Source organism: Ruegeria sp. BF7, from assembly GCF_056538605.1.
This window is the reverse complement of record NZ_JBQFTM010000002.1, coordinates 1-14,637: the sequence shown is the minus strand read 5'-3', so window position 1 is coordinate 14,637 and position 14,637 is coordinate 1. Positions and strand designations below refer to the sequence as shown.

Annotated in this window: 18 protein-coding genes; 10 read left to right on the top strand and 8 right to left on the bottom strand. The window is 56.2% G+C overall.

The genetic code is table 11. The features are described 5' to 3' along the window. Nucleotides 1-57 precede the first annotated feature (57 nt). A complete protein-coding gene (locus ACR0IK_RS05910; RefSeq protein ID WP_480640800.1) occupies nt 58-897 on the bottom strand; it encodes a class I SAM-dependent methyltransferase in 840 nt (279 codons plus the stop codon). A 122-nt stretch (nt 898-1,019) separates the two neighbouring features. Here ACR0IK_RS05910 and ACR0IK_RS05905 point away from each other — a divergent pair, with 122 nt between their 5' ends. Continuing rightward, nucleotides 1,020-1,628 (top strand): carboxymuconolactone decarboxylase family protein, encoded by a 609-nt coding sequence (locus tag ACR0IK_RS05905; RefSeq protein WP_480640799.1) that lies wholly within the window; start codon nt 1,020-1,022, stop codon nt 1,626-1,628. 4 nt (nt 1,629-1,632) lie between these two features. Here the strand turns inward: ACR0IK_RS05905 and ACR0IK_RS05900 are convergent, their stop codons facing one another. After that, on the bottom strand, nt 1,633-2,517 hold the full coding sequence (locus tag ACR0IK_RS05900) for an alpha/beta fold hydrolase (protein ID WP_480640798.1): 885 nt from the start codon (nt 2,515-2,517) through the stop codon (nt 1,633-1,635). A 114-nt stretch (nt 2,518-2,631) separates the two neighbouring features. Between ACR0IK_RS05900 and ppk2 the strand changes: the two genes are divergently transcribed. Together ppk2 and ACR0IK_RS05890 are read left to right on the top strand one after the other, a co-directional pair. Continuing rightward, on the top strand, nt 2,632-3,552 hold the full coding sequence (gene ppk2, locus ACR0IK_RS05895) for a polyphosphate kinase 2 (protein ID WP_480640797.1): 921 nt from the start codon (nt 2,632-2,634) through the stop codon (nt 3,550-3,552). A 99-nt stretch (nt 3,553-3,651) separates the two neighbouring features. Beyond that, nucleotides 3,652-5,016, top strand: coding sequence for an MATE family efflux transporter (locus ACR0IK_RS05890; protein ID WP_480640795.1), 1,365 nt, complete (start codon nt 3,652-3,654; stop codon nt 5,014-5,016). A gap of 8 nt (nt 5,017-5,024) precedes the next feature. On the opposite strand, the gene ACR0IK_RS05885 is transcribed toward ACR0IK_RS05890, so the two are convergent. Then, a complete protein-coding gene (locus ACR0IK_RS05885; RefSeq protein ID WP_480640794.1) occupies nt 5,025-5,426 on the bottom strand; it encodes a hypothetical protein in 402 nt (133 codons plus the stop codon). Between the two features lie 13 nt (nt 5,427-5,439). After that, nucleotides 5,440-6,642 carry a pyridoxal phosphate-dependent aminotransferase gene (locus tag ACR0IK_RS05880; protein WP_480595577.1) on the bottom strand — a complete coding sequence of 401 codons (1,203 nt, stop codon included), beginning with the start codon at nt 6,640-6,642 and terminating at the stop codon, nt 5,440-5,442. Nucleotides 6,643-6,733: 91 nt separating this feature from the next. Between ACR0IK_RS05880 and ACR0IK_RS05875 the strand changes: the two genes are divergently transcribed. The 3 genes from ACR0IK_RS05875 (at nt 6,734) to ACR0IK_RS05865 (ending at nt 7,955) form a co-directional block, all read left to right on the top strand. Further along, nucleotides 6,734-7,126 (top strand): helix-turn-helix domain-containing protein, encoded by a 393-nt coding sequence (locus ACR0IK_RS05875; RefSeq protein ID WP_480595576.1) that lies wholly within the window; start codon nt 6,734-6,736, stop codon nt 7,124-7,126. Then, a complete protein-coding gene (locus tag ACR0IK_RS05870) occupies nt 7,123-7,380 on the top strand; it encodes a succinate dehydrogenase assembly factor 2 (protein ID WP_480595575.1) in 258 nt (85 codons plus the stop codon). Before ACR0IK_RS05875 ends, ACR0IK_RS05870 begins: the two co-directional genes overlap by 4 nt. 77 nt (nt 7,381-7,457) lie before the next feature. Next, on the top strand, nt 7,458-7,955 hold the full coding sequence (locus ACR0IK_RS05865) for a MarR family winged helix-turn-helix transcriptional regulator (protein WP_480595574.1): 498 nt from the start codon (nt 7,458-7,460) through the stop codon (nt 7,953-7,955). Here ACR0IK_RS05865 and ACR0IK_RS05860 read toward each other — a convergent pair whose 3' ends face one another. Then, a complete protein-coding gene (locus ACR0IK_RS05860) occupies nt 7,956-8,705 on the bottom strand; it encodes a DUF1194 domain-containing protein (RefSeq protein WP_480640793.1) in 750 nt (249 codons plus the stop codon). Then, nucleotides 8,702-9,130, bottom strand: a complete 429-nt coding sequence (locus ACR0IK_RS05855; RefSeq protein ID WP_480595572.1) for a VOC family protein — start codon at nt 9,128-9,130, stop codon at nt 8,702-8,704. Before ACR0IK_RS05855 ends, ACR0IK_RS05860 begins: the two co-directional genes overlap by 4 nt. Nucleotides 9,131-9,306: 176 nt before the next feature. Here ACR0IK_RS05855 and thyX point away from each other — a divergent pair, with 176 nt between their 5' ends. From thyX to ACR0IK_RS05840, 3 genes are all read left to right on the top strand, one after another. Continuing rightward, complete coding sequence (gene thyX / locus ACR0IK_RS05850; RefSeq protein WP_480640792.1) at nt 9,307-10,080, top strand: FAD-dependent thymidylate synthase; 774 nt, start codon at nt 9,307-9,309, stop codon at nt 10,078-10,080. A gap of 125 nt (nt 10,081-10,205) precedes the next feature. Continuing rightward, on the top strand, nt 10,206-11,039 hold the full coding sequence (locus ACR0IK_RS05845) for a thymidylate synthase (protein WP_480595570.1): 834 nt from the start codon (nt 10,206-10,208) through the stop codon (nt 11,037-11,039). Between the two features lie 3 nt (nt 11,040-11,042). Beyond that, entirely contained in the window at nt 11,043-11,567 is a 525-nt protein-coding gene (locus ACR0IK_RS05840; protein ID WP_480595569.1) for a dihydrofolate reductase, read from the top strand. Here ACR0IK_RS05840 and ACR0IK_RS05835 read toward each other — a convergent pair. Continuing rightward, a complete protein-coding gene (locus ACR0IK_RS05835; RefSeq protein WP_480640791.1) occupies nt 11,560-12,000 on the bottom strand; it encodes a hypothetical protein in 441 nt (146 codons plus the stop codon). The genes ACR0IK_RS05840 and ACR0IK_RS05835 overlap by 8 nt on opposite strands. A 96-nt stretch (nt 12,001-12,096) precedes the next feature. On the opposite strand from ACR0IK_RS05835, the gene ACR0IK_RS05830 reads away from it, so the two are divergent. Further along, the gene (locus ACR0IK_RS05830) at nt 12,097-13,398 is read left to right on the top strand and encodes a PIN domain-containing protein (RefSeq protein WP_480640790.1); all 1,302 of its coding nucleotides are present in this window, start codon (nt 12,097-12,099) and stop codon (nt 13,396-13,398) included. A gap of 709 nt (nt 13,399-14,107) precedes the next feature. On the opposite strand, the gene ACR0IK_RS05825 is transcribed toward ACR0IK_RS05830, so the two are convergent. Beyond that, nucleotides 14,108-14,488, bottom strand: a complete 381-nt coding sequence (locus ACR0IK_RS05825; protein WP_170337130.1) for a hypothetical protein — start codon at nt 14,486-14,488, stop codon at nt 14,108-14,110. Between the last annotated feature and the right edge of the window lie 149 nt (nt 14,489-14,637).

Genomic DNA, 14,637 nt, shown 5'->3' with positions numbered 1-14,637 from the left:
GAAACATACCGCCCCGTGTCTGTGATTACGGGAGCAACGGTGCTGACTTGCGTGGGCTTATTGAGGTTTTTCAGCGGTCAGGCGCACACCGCCGATGCGCCGCTGCTGCACGTCGTCGACAAATTTCGCGTACATCTTTAGGAAGTCACCCCCCTTGGAGGGATTGCCCGCGCGTTCGGCCTCGGCATCCAGAGTTTGATACATGCTGAGCCGCCGCGCCAGAATATCTCCCCACGGCCCGGTAATGTCGTCGGCTGACACAATCTCGAATCCAGCTTGCCGGAGCAGGGATTCGTATTCAGGAATGCTCAGCAGCGACTGGCAAGCAAAGCGCTGGCGGTATTGTTCCATCTCATCTTCTGGCAAAGGCGTATGCATCACCCAATCGGTGAAGGCAAAACGACCGCCAGGGCGCAGAACACGAAACACCTCGTGCAGGGCTTTCGATTTGTCGGGGATGTGCAAGAAAGATTCCTGGCTGACCGCAGCGTCGAACTGCGCATCGTCAAGGGGCATATCCATCGCACTGGCCAGAACAGGGCGAATCCGATCCTGCAGCCCGACCAGCGTATTCAGCTCTTGCGCGCCTTCGACTCGGTTGGGGCTGATGTCGACACCAGTCACCTGAACGCCGCGCTCGGACGCGTACCAGCGCGCAGGGCCGCACAGCCCGGCGCAGACATCCAGAACACTGTCCCCTGCGTTCATCCGGGCCTTGTCGGCTAGCCGGGCGTTCGCCTCGAGCCCGTCATAGTGATCCTGATCATAGGGGTAGAGTTCCTTAGGGTTAATACCATCCAGCGAACCACGGATGTCCTTTAACTTTGTCAGAATATGCGGTGCAGAAATCGGGTGATTGGCATACCAGTCCGCGACCGTTTTTTCCGCCATTTCCATCGGATACTCCCCCTTGCCTTACGTCAGCTTAGCCTGACATGGTTGACCAATCCAGTTTCGTCTTGTCGATTGTCGGGGCGACACTGGAGTGGGGATGGAGCGACAAAAAGAAGGGAAACTGTATGAGCTGGATCAAGACTGTTCCGTTCAACCAGGCCAACGGCAAGCTGCGGAAGCTTTACGAACGGGTCACGGGGCCGGGCAACAACGTCGATAACATCATGATGGCACATTCCCTGCGGCCGCATTCGATGGAAGGCCACATGTCGCTTTACAAGAACGTGCTTCATCATTCCGCCAACAAGGTTCCCAAGTGGTTTCTTGAGGTTCTGGGCGTTTGGGTCAGTTCGTTGAACCAGTGCGGGTATTGTGTTGAGCATCATTTCAGCGGTCTTCAACGGTTGTTGAAAGACCTGGATCGGGGTCATGCTATCCGCACCGCGATCGAGGCGGGGTCTCTGAGCGCCGCTCCGTTGGATGAGGCGCAGATCGCGGCGATGAATTATGCACGCAAGCTTACCGAAGCTCCGGCGGAAATGGTTAAAGCGGATGTTCAGGCCCTGCGGGATGCTGGCTGGGATGACGGCGAGATTCTCGAGATCAATCAGGTCTGTGCTTACTTCGCCTATGCGAACCGGACGGTTCTGGGATTGGGCTGCTCGACTGACGGAGACATTCTGGGCTTGTCGCCGAGTAACTCGGACGACCCCGAGGATTGGGGGCATTCGTAAGCGGTCAGTCCGCGAGCCAGTCCAGAATGGCCTGTGCAACGGCCTTCGGTTTCTGATGATGCAGCCAGTGGTCGGTGCCGGGGATTACGACGCGGGTCAGGTCGGGTGCGAATTCTTCCAAACCCGCAGTGGCCTCGGGCAGCAGAGCTTTGTCGTCAGGCCCCCACAGCAGCAGGTGCGGACAACGGACCATCAGGCGGTCCAGCGGCAAATCGGGCAGATCGGTGCGGGGCTCTCCGGGTATGGCGACGACCAAAGGCGAGGCGCGGTACCAGTTCAGCATCGCCTCAAGCCGACCGGGCCGGGCCCATTCGGAGCGATAGTCCTGCATACGTTCCTCCGACAGCCAATCGACGCCCATGCCAAAGCGAAAGAACTGTTCGAGTTGCGCGAAATTGTCAGCCGAGAAGTGTGACGCAGCATCCGGCGCGCGCAGGACGTTGATATATTGCGACGCCTCGGATTGCGCGCCACCGGCTGCCATGGCGCGTTGAAACGGCCCCGGGTGGACGCCGTTTGCGATGATCAGGTGGCTGACCAGCTCAGGGCGGAACATGGCCAGACCATAGGCCACTGAGGCACCCCAATCGTGCCCCAAGATGCAGGTCGGTGCTTCGAACTGTTCAATCAGCGCCGCCACGTCCGAGACCAGTCGCGACAGTGCATAATGGCCAACCCCGTCCGGACACCAGCTTTGCCCATAGCCGCGCTGGTCCGGTGCGATGCAATGAAAATGGTTGGCCAGATGTAGGGCCAGATCGCTCCAGGCCCCGCCATATTCGGGAAAGCCGTGCAACATCACCAAAGGCGGCAGGTCGGGTTCGCCCCAGCGCCGCAGAAAGAAGGACTGGCCGTTCAGGTCGACGATGTCGGTGTTCATTGCAACCATCCTCTTTCTCCTCGAATTGATGGGTTTTTCGCGCATCAATTTGACGCCAATCAAAGCGAATAACAGCGTCTTCTGCTAGCCGTGTCTGCGGATAGTGAAAAAAGGAAAGACTGAATGGAAGCTGTTGTAAAAATCGAAGAAACACAATCCCCCGTCAAAATCTCGCCAACATCGAAAACCGCGCCTTCTCAGCCCAGCCCCGAGAAAATTCGGCAGGCGTTTGAAAGTGGCAAATACCCCTATGGCCGCAAGATGGCACGCAAATCCTATGAGGCGCAAAAGGCCGAACTGCAAGCTGAATTGCTGAAGGTTCAGTTGTGGGCCCAGGAATCCGGTCAGCGATTTGTGCTGCTGTTCGAAGGTCGAGACGCGGCCGGCAAGGGCGGCACAATCAAACGTTTCATGGAGCACCTGAACCCGCGTCAGGCGCGCGTTGTGGCCCTGAACAAGCCGACCTGGGAGGAAAAGGGTCAGTGGTACTATCAGCGCTATGTTCAGGAACTTCCGACGGTTGGCGAAATGGTGTTCTACGACCGGTCCTGGTACAACCGCGCAGGTGTTGAGCGCGTCATGGGGTTCTGCTCGCCAAACGAATACCTTGAGTTCATGCGTCAGACGCCGGATCTTGAGCGGATGTTGGTCCGTTCGGGCATTCAGCTTTACAAATACTGGTTCTCTGTCACGCAGTCCGAGCAACAGCGCCGGTTCAAAAGCCGTGAGACTGATCCGCTGAAACAGTGGAAACTGTCGCCGATTGACAAGGCCAGCCTCGACAAGTGGGATGATTATACCGAGGCGAAAGAGGCTATGTTCTTCTACACGGACACTGCGGATGCGCCCTGGACAATCGTAAAATCGAACGACAAGAAACGCGCTCGTCTGAATTGCATGCGCCATTTCCTGTCGACGCTGGACTACCCGGACAAGGATCACGGTATCGTGGGGCAACCCGATCCTCTGATCGTAGGGCAGGCCCATCACGTGATCCATCGATCCGAGCATATTCTGGGCAATACCCTGCACCCGGAAGCGTAGTGACCGGTTAGGCCGACTGTTAGTGCACCGATAGTCTCAACCTGAAATTTACCTTATCACCTCTTGTCCCGGCCTTTGGCCGGGCATAAGGCTGATGGGATGAACAAGGTGATGACATATCGCGGCCATTTTCGGGCCATTGCCGTGCTGGGCTTTCCGTTGATCGGCGGGCATCTGGCGCAGTTCGCGATCGGACTGACCGACACGGTCATGCTGGGCTGGTACGGGGTCGAGGCTCTGGCTGCCGTGACACTGGCAAGCAGCTATTACTTCGTGCTGTTTCTGTTCGGCGCCGGGTTTGGCTGGGCAGTGATGCCCATGGTGGCAACGGCCGCCGCCGAAGAGGATGAGACCAGCATTCGCCGCTCAACCCGGATGGGGCTGTGGCTGTCTCTGATCTATGCGACGCTGGTGATGCCGCTGTTGTGGTGGTCTCAGCCCATTCTCATTGCCTTGAAGCAAGACCCGCAAGTCGCTGAAACTGCGTCACAATACCTGCGTGTTGCGGGGTGGGGCCTGTTCCCGGCGCTGTTGGTGATGGTGCTGAAATCCTATCTGGCCGCGCTTGAACGGACTCAGATCGTACTGTGGATCACCGTCACCGCAGCGGTGGTGAACGCGGTGACGAACTATGCGCTGATCTTCGGCAACTGGGGCGCGCCCGAATTGGGGGTGATGGGCGCGGCCATCGCCTCGGTCTTGACGCAGATCGTGTCGCTGGTCTTTGTGGTGATTTATGCGGTGCGTGTGTTGCCGGAACACAGCCTGTTCCAACGTTTCTGGCGCCCGGATTGGGAGTTTTTTTTCAGCGTCCTGCGCCTTGGCGTACCCATCGGCCTGACGACGCTGGCCGAGGTCAGCCTGTTCGCCATGTCGGCCATCATGATGGGTTGGCTGGGGCAGGTGCCGCTGGCGGCACATGGGATCGCGCTGAACCTGGCCTCGGCCACGTTCATGGTGCATTTGGGGCTGTCCAATGCGGCAACGATCCGGGCGGGGAATGCCCTTGGGCGCAAAGACCGCCCGCATCTGGAAAAGGGTGCGATCGCGGTGACGGGCATGTCTCTGGTGGTATCCGTATTCACGGTTATCCTGTTCCTGACCTGTGCCGAACCGCTGATTTCGCTGTTCATGGAATCAGACGATCCACAGCGCCCGCAAATCCTGGCCATCGGCACCGGGCTGCTGGCCATGGCCGCTCTGTTCCAGTTGGTGGACGGGGCGCAGGTGATTGCGCTGGGCCTGTTGCGCGGATTGCAGGACGCCAAGGTGCCGATGGTGATGGCCGGACTCAGTTATTGGGTCGTGGGGATACCGGCGTCGTACTACTTTGGCTTCGTGCAGGGTATGGACGGGATCGGCATCTGGCTGGGCCTCGTGCTTGGCCTTGCCTGCGCCGCCGTTCTGCTGATGGCGCGGTTCTGGATGCGATCGGTCCGTGGGGTTGGCGTTCCGGCCGAATAGCCTCCCGGTCAGCCTTTGGTCAGCCGATCCGCCTTTTTGCGCACCAGAACGGTGCGCAGATCGTGCATCGCCAGCAGCAATCGGTCGGTGACATCCTCGAGTTGTTCTTCCGACGCCTTGGACTGCGCCCATTGCGTTGTCAGGTTCATGTAGTCGACCGCGCGATGAATGTCGTCGATATCGCGCTGCGCCAGTAGGGCTTTGCGTTCCTCTATCCAGCGCGCAATTTCTGCATGGTCGGCTTCGGTTAGGGTGCGCTGGCCTTGCGGTTTCACCTCGCCGTTGCGAATGTTGATGACCGCGATCTGATCCATCTCGATCCGCCGCTGGCGATTTTCAGTGTCGATCCTGAAAACAACCGCGCCGTTTTCACGGATACGGAAATAGTATTCTGGCAGTTCTGCGGTCATCGGGGCCTCCGGCTCAGGTCAGGGACGCGCAGAAGCGCTGAATGCGGGTGCAGGCTTCGGACAGGGCCTCATCCGAGGTTGCATAGCTGACGCGGAAGTTCGGCGACAAGCCGAAGGCCGCGCCGAACACGACGGCCACGTCTGCCTCTTCCAGCAGGGCGGTAGCGAAAGCCTCATCCGAGTCGATCACCGTGCCCGCCGGTGTGGTCTTACCGATCAGCCCGGCGATTGAGGGGTAGACATAGAACGCGCCTTCGGGGGTGGGGCAGGTGATGTCGTCGATTTCGTTCAGCATCCGTACGACCAAATCGCGGCGACGTTTGAAGGTTTCGTTGTTCGGGGCCAGAAACGCTTGCGTTCCATTCAGCGCCTCGACCGCAGCCCATTGGCTGACCGAGCAAGGGTTCGATGTAGACTGTGACTGGATCTTGCGCATCGCGGCAATGATCTCAACCGGACCGGCGGCATACCCAATCCTCCATCCGGTCATGGCATAGGCTTTCGAGACCCCGTTGCAGGTCAGCGTGCGGTCAAAGAGGCCGGGTTCGACTTCGGCCGGGGTGCAGAATTCGAACCCGTCGTAGGCCAGGTGCTCATACATGTCATCGGACATGATCCAGACATGCGGATGGCGCATTAATACATCGGTCAGCGCCTTCAACTCGTCACTGCTGTACCCCGCGCCGGTCGGGTTGGACGGTGAGTTGAAGATGAACCACTTGGTCTTGGGCGTGATTGCGGCCTCAAGCTGTTCGGCGGTCAGCTTAAAGCTGTTTGCCAGCGTCGTTTCGACCACAACCGGAGTGCCCCCGGCCAACAGCACCATATCAGGATAACTGACCCAATAGGGTGCGGGGATAATGACCTCATCGCCGTCATTCATTGTCGCCATGAGGGCGTTGTACAGGGTCTGCTTGCCTCCGGTCCCAACCGAGATCTGCGCAGGCGTGTAATCCAACCCATGGTCGCGTTTCATCTTGGCACAGGCGGCTTGTTTCAGCTCGGGGATGCCGTCTGGCGCGGTGTATTTGGTCTTACCCGCCGCGATCGCCGCCACTGCCGCGTCCTTGATGTTCTGCGGAGTGTCAAAATCCGGCTCGCCCGCGCTCAGGCCGATCACGTCGCGACCGGCGGCTTTCAGCTCAGCCGCTTTTGCTGTCATTGCAATGGTCGGAGAGGGTTTTACGCGTGACAGTGTCGCAGACAGGAAACTCATGGTCGACCTCGGTTTGTATGTTCAACCTGTCTGTCATAGGGTGCGCCCGAATGACGATCAAGCTGTATGAATAATGAATTAGGAGACCCCGATGAGCGACGAAACCGACTGGTATGGAGCAGATGCAGCGACTTTCGGGGACAGGCTGGCGGGCGCGCGTGAGGCCGCAGGGATGACACAGTCCCAGCTGGCCCGGCGCCTGGGGGTCAAGAAGGCAACGATCGCGGCCTGGGAAAACGATCTGTCCGAACCACGCGCCAACCGATTGTCGATGATGGCGGGCATGATCAACGTCTCGATCATGTGGCTGCTGACTGGCGAGGGTGAGGGCATGGAAGCCCCGGTCGACGAGGCCGAGGGCGATCTGGAACTGGTGGACGCAGTGGCAGAACTGCGTGCCATCCGCGGGGAGATGCGCGCCAGTGCTGAGCGTGCCGCGCGGCTGGAAAAGCGACTGCGATTGATGTTGGAGTCGGCCCAGTGACCGAAACGCGCGAAGTCCGGATCAAGCGCATGCAGATGCGCTCAATGCGGCGCGGTATCAAAGAGATGGACCTGATCCTTTCTGCCTATGCCGAACGCAATCTGGATAAGATGGATACGGCGGGTCTAGACCTGTACGACGCCATGCTGCATGAAAACGATCAGGACCTCTATCAATGGGTCACGGGTCAGGTTCAACCGCCCGGTGTTTTTGCCGACCTCATCGCGGATATCGCGCAGACCTTTCAAAAATAAAGAAAACCCGGCTTAACCGATTTTTCGGGATTTCGATTCATGCTGCCTGAAACAGCGCGAGTGAATCGGAGGATCGGATGAGTATGGAAATGCAGGTCTCCGCGCCGGAAACCAAGGGGTTTATGACCAGCTATCTCGAGGCGCTCGCTTTGGTCGAGCGTCTGCACCGCCTGCTGCTGGACGTCATCAAGGATGAGTTCGAGCGTGTCGGAGTGTTGGAGATCAACGCTGTTCAGGCCTTATTGCTATTCAATATCGGTGACCATGAGGTGACGGCGGGCGAACTTAAAAGCCGTGGCTATTATCAAGGCAGCAACGTCAGCTACAACCTCAAGAAGCTGGTTGAAATGGGCTACATGCACCACCAGCGCTGCGAGATCGACAGGCGCTCGGTCCGGGTTCGTTTGACCCCGCGCGGGCGGGAAATCCGCGATATCGTGTCCAAGCTGTTCTCGCGCCATGCCGAAGGGTTGCAGACCCGTGGCGTGCTGGGGCTGGAAGGGATCGACGACATCACCATGTCTCTGCGCCGGGTCGAGCGGTATTGGACCGACCAGATCCGGTATATCTACTGATCAGGGGCGCGGGATGGGATTTGCGTTGGGCAGGTCCAGTCCTTGCATCCTTTTCGCGGCGTCCTGCAGAGCGCCGATTTGCAACCCCTTCAGTTCCCGCTCCAGTTTGCGCCGCATCGCGCGTTCGAAATCCTCGAACCCCTGCGCAATTTCCAGAAACGCGCCGGGCCCGTGCAGGACGTTGTTTTCGAAAAACGGGATCAGGTACAGCTCGCCCTCGAAATCGGCGGCATTGATGACCAAACCGTTGACGACCGTGTTCTGAAAGGGAAAGTGTCTATAGGCCGAGTCCGGGCCATAGCCGTCATTGTTCGACCCATCGCCCGACAGATCGATGGTTTGAAACAAACAGGGCGGGGCCTGCTGCATCAGGGTTGCACCGAAGGCCAGCGCATATCCCATCGCTGTGGCCGAGCCACTATCGGACCGGATCGATTGCTGCACGGTCGCCGCCGCGGCGAAAAGGTCGGCCTGCGTGTAGATCATCGTCCAGTTCAGAATGACGCGCTGGGTGGATCGACCGCTCCATTCATACACGGCGAGCGCAACCGGCATAGGCGAGGAAAAGAACGCCTCGGTAACCTCGGGCGCGACAAGCGCGGCGGCCAAGCCCTGCCGCTGCAGGGCGTCTTCGTTTGCGTCTACCGAAGTGGAGATGTCCATGGCCAAAGCCAGGGCCAGACGGCAGGTTTCGGCCCGAAGCGGGCTGGCCAGAACGGCTAGCCCCAGTGCTGTCAGCCAGCGGATCACCAGTGGCCGGTGCTTTCCATGCTGGCCCAGGGCTCCGCGGGTTTCAACGCGTCGCCGTTCTGCAGAAGTTCGACGGAAATGTTGTCCGGGGACCGCACAAACGCCATACGTCCATCGCGCGGCGGGCGATTGATCACGACGCCACTGTCCTGCAGGTGCTGACAGACTTCGTAGATGTTATCGACACCGTAGGCCAAGTGTCCGAAATGGCGGCTGTCGCTCGGCAGAGCGTCGTCGCCATCCCAGTTATAAGTCAGCTCGATCGGCCGATCCTCTTGCCCAGGAGGCGCCATGAAGATCAGAGAAAACCGTCCGGCCTCGCTGTCATAGCGGCGGGTTTCCTTCAGGCCTAGTAACTCATAAAACGCCATCGACTTTTCCAGATCCTTCACGCGGACCATGGTGTGAAGATATGTCAGCCCCATCTGCGGCTTCCTTTCTGTTCAGGTGATGCGCAGCAGCTTAGCGCGCGGACATTGCGTGTCGAGGGGCAGCAGGGACACATTTTGAATTTTGAAGAAATGAGCGCACATATCGCGGTTCCGGTCCGGGAATTGCCGAGATATAGTGGTGGGCGACTCATTGCTGGAAAGGAGATTTCATGCCGCTGTCCTCTGACCAACTGGCCGAGATCGAAGCGCAAAGGGCGCAATCGCATCAAACACGCCGCGTTGTGGCTGCGGGTATGGAAGAGCATTTTTACACTGCCCATCAAGTGCTGGACCACGGTTTTGTGTGCGTGATCGACTATATGAGCGATGACGCGGTGATCTGTCAGGCGGCACGGGTGTCTTACGGCAAGGGCACGAAGTCGGTGCAGAATGACGAGGGCCTGATCCGCTATCTGATGCGTCACTGGCACTCGACCCCGTTCGAGATGTGCGAGATCAAGCTGCTCGTCAAACTTCCCGTGTTCGTGGCCCGGCAATGGATTCGCCACCGCACGGCAAATGTAAACGAATACTCCGCGCGCTACTCGATTCTCGACCGTGAGTTCTATATCCCAGCGCCCGATCATGTCGCGGCGCAGTCCGAGGTGAACAATCAGGGCAGGGGCGATGCGCTGCAGGGGGAAGAGGCCGCGCGGGTTCTTGAAGTGCTCAAGGCCGACAGCGCGCGGTGCTACGACAACTATGAGGCGATGATCAGCCAGGATGGTCAGCAGGGGTTGGCACGCGAACTGGCGCGGATGAATTTGCCCGCAATTATCTATACGCAGTGGTACTGGAAAGCTATAGGTGCTGTGAATACTCCCAATTTATGGAAAATGCTTTCCAAGTCAGTAAGTTACGAAAAAGTGGGAAGTAGCTTTCCCGTTATTGGTCTGACTGGTTTTTTCAAACGAGGAAAGTTGGGGCGGCTAGGTGCTGTTTGAAATATCGTGCCGCGTAGACAGGTCTCGTTCCCAGATTAGTCTGAGTGAACGTCAATGTGACTGCACGATGCTTTTAGCTTTGGGCCAGTGATGTCCAAGCTGAAGAAAGAAAGGCGAGGGCAAAGTTGAAGCAGTATCTAGATGCATTGAACACCATTCTAGAATGTGGTGAGGAATCAACCGACCGCACGGGTACGGGCACAATCTCGTTATTCGGCTTGCAGTCGCGCTATCGGTTGGCGGATGGTTTTCCTTTGGTAACTACCAAGAAGCTACACTTAAGATCAATTATTCATGAACTTTTATGGTTCATAGCTGGCGACACCAACATCAAATATTTGAACGACAATGGTGTCACGATTTGGGACGAATGGGCTGACGAAAATGGTGATCTGGGTCCAGTATATGGCCATCAATGGCGAGCCTTCCCCACACTTCAACCGACTGGGCAGGTAAAGGATGATGAACCCCTGTACTTCGGGAGGGGAGTTGACCAGATCACGCAGCTTATCGAAACGATAAAGTCCACGCCCGATAGTCGCCGCCTCATTGTGTCTGCATGGAATCCGGGAGATGTTCCGCGCATGGCGCTCCCTCCTTGCCATACAATCTGGCAAGTTCGGGTCTTGAACGGTCGTATGCACCTTCAGCTCTACCAGCGGTCAGCTGACATGTTCCTTGGCGTGCCATTCAACATTGCATCCTATGCGTTGCTTCTAGTGATGCTCGCTCATGTTACTGGCTACGAAGCGGGTGATTTTGTGCACACTATTGGAGATGCCCACATATATTCCAACCATATGGATCAGGTGAAATTGCAGCTTACTCGCAAGCCGAAAAAGCTGCCGACTATCCGCATCAAACGCGATGTGTCGTCCATATTTGATTTCCGATACGAGGACTTCGAGATCGTTGATTATGATCCTGAACCCGCGATCCCTGCGCCAGTGGCGGTCTAAGCAATGATTACTTTGATCGTCGCGCGTGCCGAAAATGGCGCAATCGGCCGAAATGGCGATATCCCCTGGCATCTTCCCGAGGACTTGAAGTCCTTTCAGCGAGAAACACTCGGCGGTGCACTGATAATGGGACGTAACACGTGGGATAGCCTTCCGGTAAAACCGCTGCCAAAGCGCCTAAATATCGTTGTATCTTCACGGCCTGACGCCGCGGATCTTGTGGCTCCCTCGGTGGCCGCGGCCGTTAAGATCGCCGCCGATGCGGGATATGATCGAATTTATGGCATCGGAGGAGCACGGATTTACCAAGAGATGATCCCACTAGCGAATAGGTTGATGATTTCCGAGGTCGACATTCAAGTCCAAGATGCCGATACATTTTTCCCCAGTTTTGACCTGGAGGCCTGGCGTTTGATCAACAAGCGGCTACTACGGTCAGACGGGCCAAAGTGTTGTTTGCACGAGTACCTGAGGCGTGGGGCTCAGCTAATTCAGCTGGATACCCAGGAAGCAAACATGCTTAGCTGACTACCGCAAGTAGCGGAGAGTGCTTTTGCCTTTGTCCGTAAAGATCGAAAACCCTTCGCAGGTGAGTGAAGAATTTTCCGTATTGAAGGTTATTGGCGCGCTCGGTCTTTTCGAACAAGATTTCGTCTTCTTCCAAAATCGACAGGTGCGGCTGTCCACTGTACTTGGATTTCGGTCTGCCTACTTCCTTTCCGGGTTTTTCGTTTGTAACAATTCTTGGCTTAACAAAGGTCACCTGTTCCTTTTCACGCACCTCTCTTTGGAGCATTTGAGCTTCAACTCTGTCGACTATTTCAATTACCTGAGATTCTGACAGTTGGATCTTTCGCAGAAGCTCGCCGCCGCTGATGAACTCGTCCAAGAAATGATCAACCTTGATCTGCGCGGTGAAAGTGAAGAGCAAATCTGGTTCGCCCATTTCTTGATGAAACATGGGTATCCTGAGCGAGCGATATCAACCGCATACGCAGCACTGAGCGCAGGGCCCAACGAGGCTGAACCCCACAGCGGCTATTGTGGGCTGATACAGATGAATACGCGTCTCGGACCAAACGAGCGAGTGGTTCCATCTGTACCACAAGTCAGTGGCGATAGCTGGGTTGCAATCACAAGGGACAACGGAGAACGTCGAGAATTCCTAATTTCCGCCGAGCCAGAGAAAGAAGCGCGGCATCTATTTGGTTTGGTCGTCGATACTTCGAATGAGCTGGCACAGATGTGCATAGGAAAGAGCGTTGGCGAAAGTTTTCAGTTTGCAGGTGTTATTGCTCAACAATTATCGGAATGGACAGTCTCTGAAGTAAAACACAAGTATTCTCAAGCTTGCCACATCATAATGGATGAGTTTGACATTCGGTTTCCCGGCTCACGCCAGATGTCCAAGATGGCTATGGCGGACGGCGACGTTCAACCGGTGCTTGACTACATCCGCGGTTATGCTGAGCAGCATCAAAAAGCGTCGGAATATTACACAAAACAGGGTTTTCCAATCAGCATTTTGGCGGCTTTGAAAGGCGGAACTTCAATTGAATACGCTGGTTATCTGCGTAGCCTCGGGTCGGATATTATAGTGTGCCGTGGTTTCGCGGACGAGCGTGGCAGCGCGCTCGAACTAATCGCTCAAAAGCGTGTCGAAGGAACGACCATCGATGCTCTGATCGCTTGGACTATTTATTGGGCAGACGCTTTTGATGTGGTCAAGCGAGTTTTTGGCCGAATTCGGATCTCGCAAACGTGCCTTGACGAATTGACGAGAATGGCTGTCGAGTCCGAAGACAACTCTGTTGGTAGGCTTTCGCTTACCTGGAAAGACGGGCGGTATTTTCGTGAAGAGCATTCAGCAGAAGAAATTGCCGCGTACCATGAGCGATTGTTGAAGGTACGGGACCACGTCGTTGGCTTCTGCGAAATCGTACCAAGCGAAGCTCCCGACGACATACCCGAGATGTCACAGGAGCTGATCAGCAGCTTTTCTGTCGATTTACTTGATCCGGCTTTCGCTGCGCTTGGTCAAGGTTTGCTGTTGTCGGAGGATATGTTTTATCGACAGCTAGTTAATCAAGAGTTCGGAATCCAGGGTGTGTGGCTGCAAGCAGTATTGATGTTCGCGTTGCAGGAGGGTTTTCTAGAATTTTACGCCTACTGCGCTCAATGCGTGTTTCTGGCTCGAAGCGGGCACGGTCACTTTGCTGTGACTTCGGATGTGCTGGCGAACGTGGCGCGGCAAGAAGGTAAAGAAACCTCAGGTGATTTCGAAGCTCTGTCCAACGTCCTCGGCACGCCCGATGCGGATGTCTATTCTCATTTTCAGGTCGCATATGCTGCAATTTAAAAAATCTGGGGTGTCTGTGACCTCACGATAAGACAAAGGCGTCGCTTTTCTGGAACGCTGATCTCTAAGTTGATTAGGAACCGCAAGGAGGATTGGGCTTACGCGTTGAGTGCACTTTATATCTAAATGCATAGCGACTTTCGTCAATTCTTGCAGGAATGGATGCGAAATCAGTCGCTCCCTAAAGAGGAATTTGATGCAGCGTTTTTGGCCGCATTGAAGGCTCGCCATTCAGACTAAGCATCTCTTAGATGAGACGTTTCCTTAGTTCACCTGTGCCCTATCGCTTATCTAGCGCTGTCCGCCTTGGGCTGCGACCAGCCAATAATGCAAGCTGCAGAGAACGGCGGTACTGAGCCCACTTTGACCGATGCTGCGGGATGCCCCAGTTACGGCAATGCGCAGAAAGCAGACTTTGCAAAGTCCGGTTGACCACATTGTCCACCAAAGGCGACAGTTCTGCTTCGCGACTGGGCTATACATAGCCCTCAAAGCGTATTGTTTGCGGGACTTCAGTTGCACCGTTTTCCTGAGCGAGTAGGGCGCGTGCTGACGAAAAGGTAGCAAGCGCAAAAAGAACAAGAAGGGCCTTTATCATCGTAGCGCCTCGGATCCGGGTTTTGAACTTGGGCCGGGGTTCACAAATGATCGCCCCGGCCAGCGTCAGGGCAAACGAGGTAGTTCTTGCCCTGAAACATCGTACTTTCGCCTAATTTAGAAGATCACCGACGATGCCGACGGCATCGACCACGGTAGACAGGTCATTCGTAACTTCGAGGACTTCGTCATCGACCAGAATGTAGCGGTTTCCTTTGCCCGGCTCCCCAAGCTTCCATTTGGAAAGGTCCCCAATATCCTCGAACTCCAGGTCAGATGGGAGCTTGGCACCGCGCGTGTAGCGCTTGATCTGTCCAGGTGGTACAGCTTTTGGGCCTTTGCCGGGTTTGTCTTCTATCTGAATGCTGACATCACCGTTCTTGCCCCCCTTGTTCGGCTTTTTACCCTTGTTGTCTTTGGCATGGGCATCGCTGCCTCCAAGGATGAAAAACACAACTGCTAAGGCTGCAAGAATTCCGTATGCAATCTTCATAGATTGTTCCTTTGCTTCCCAACTTCATTCGACCGGCGTTGAAAATTCCGGCACGCGCTTGATCTCTCTTAGTTGCCCTTTGGCACACCCCTTAGTGACTGCCTTCACCCCGCATTAGAAAACGATCCGGGTTCTTAGACCGAACAGGG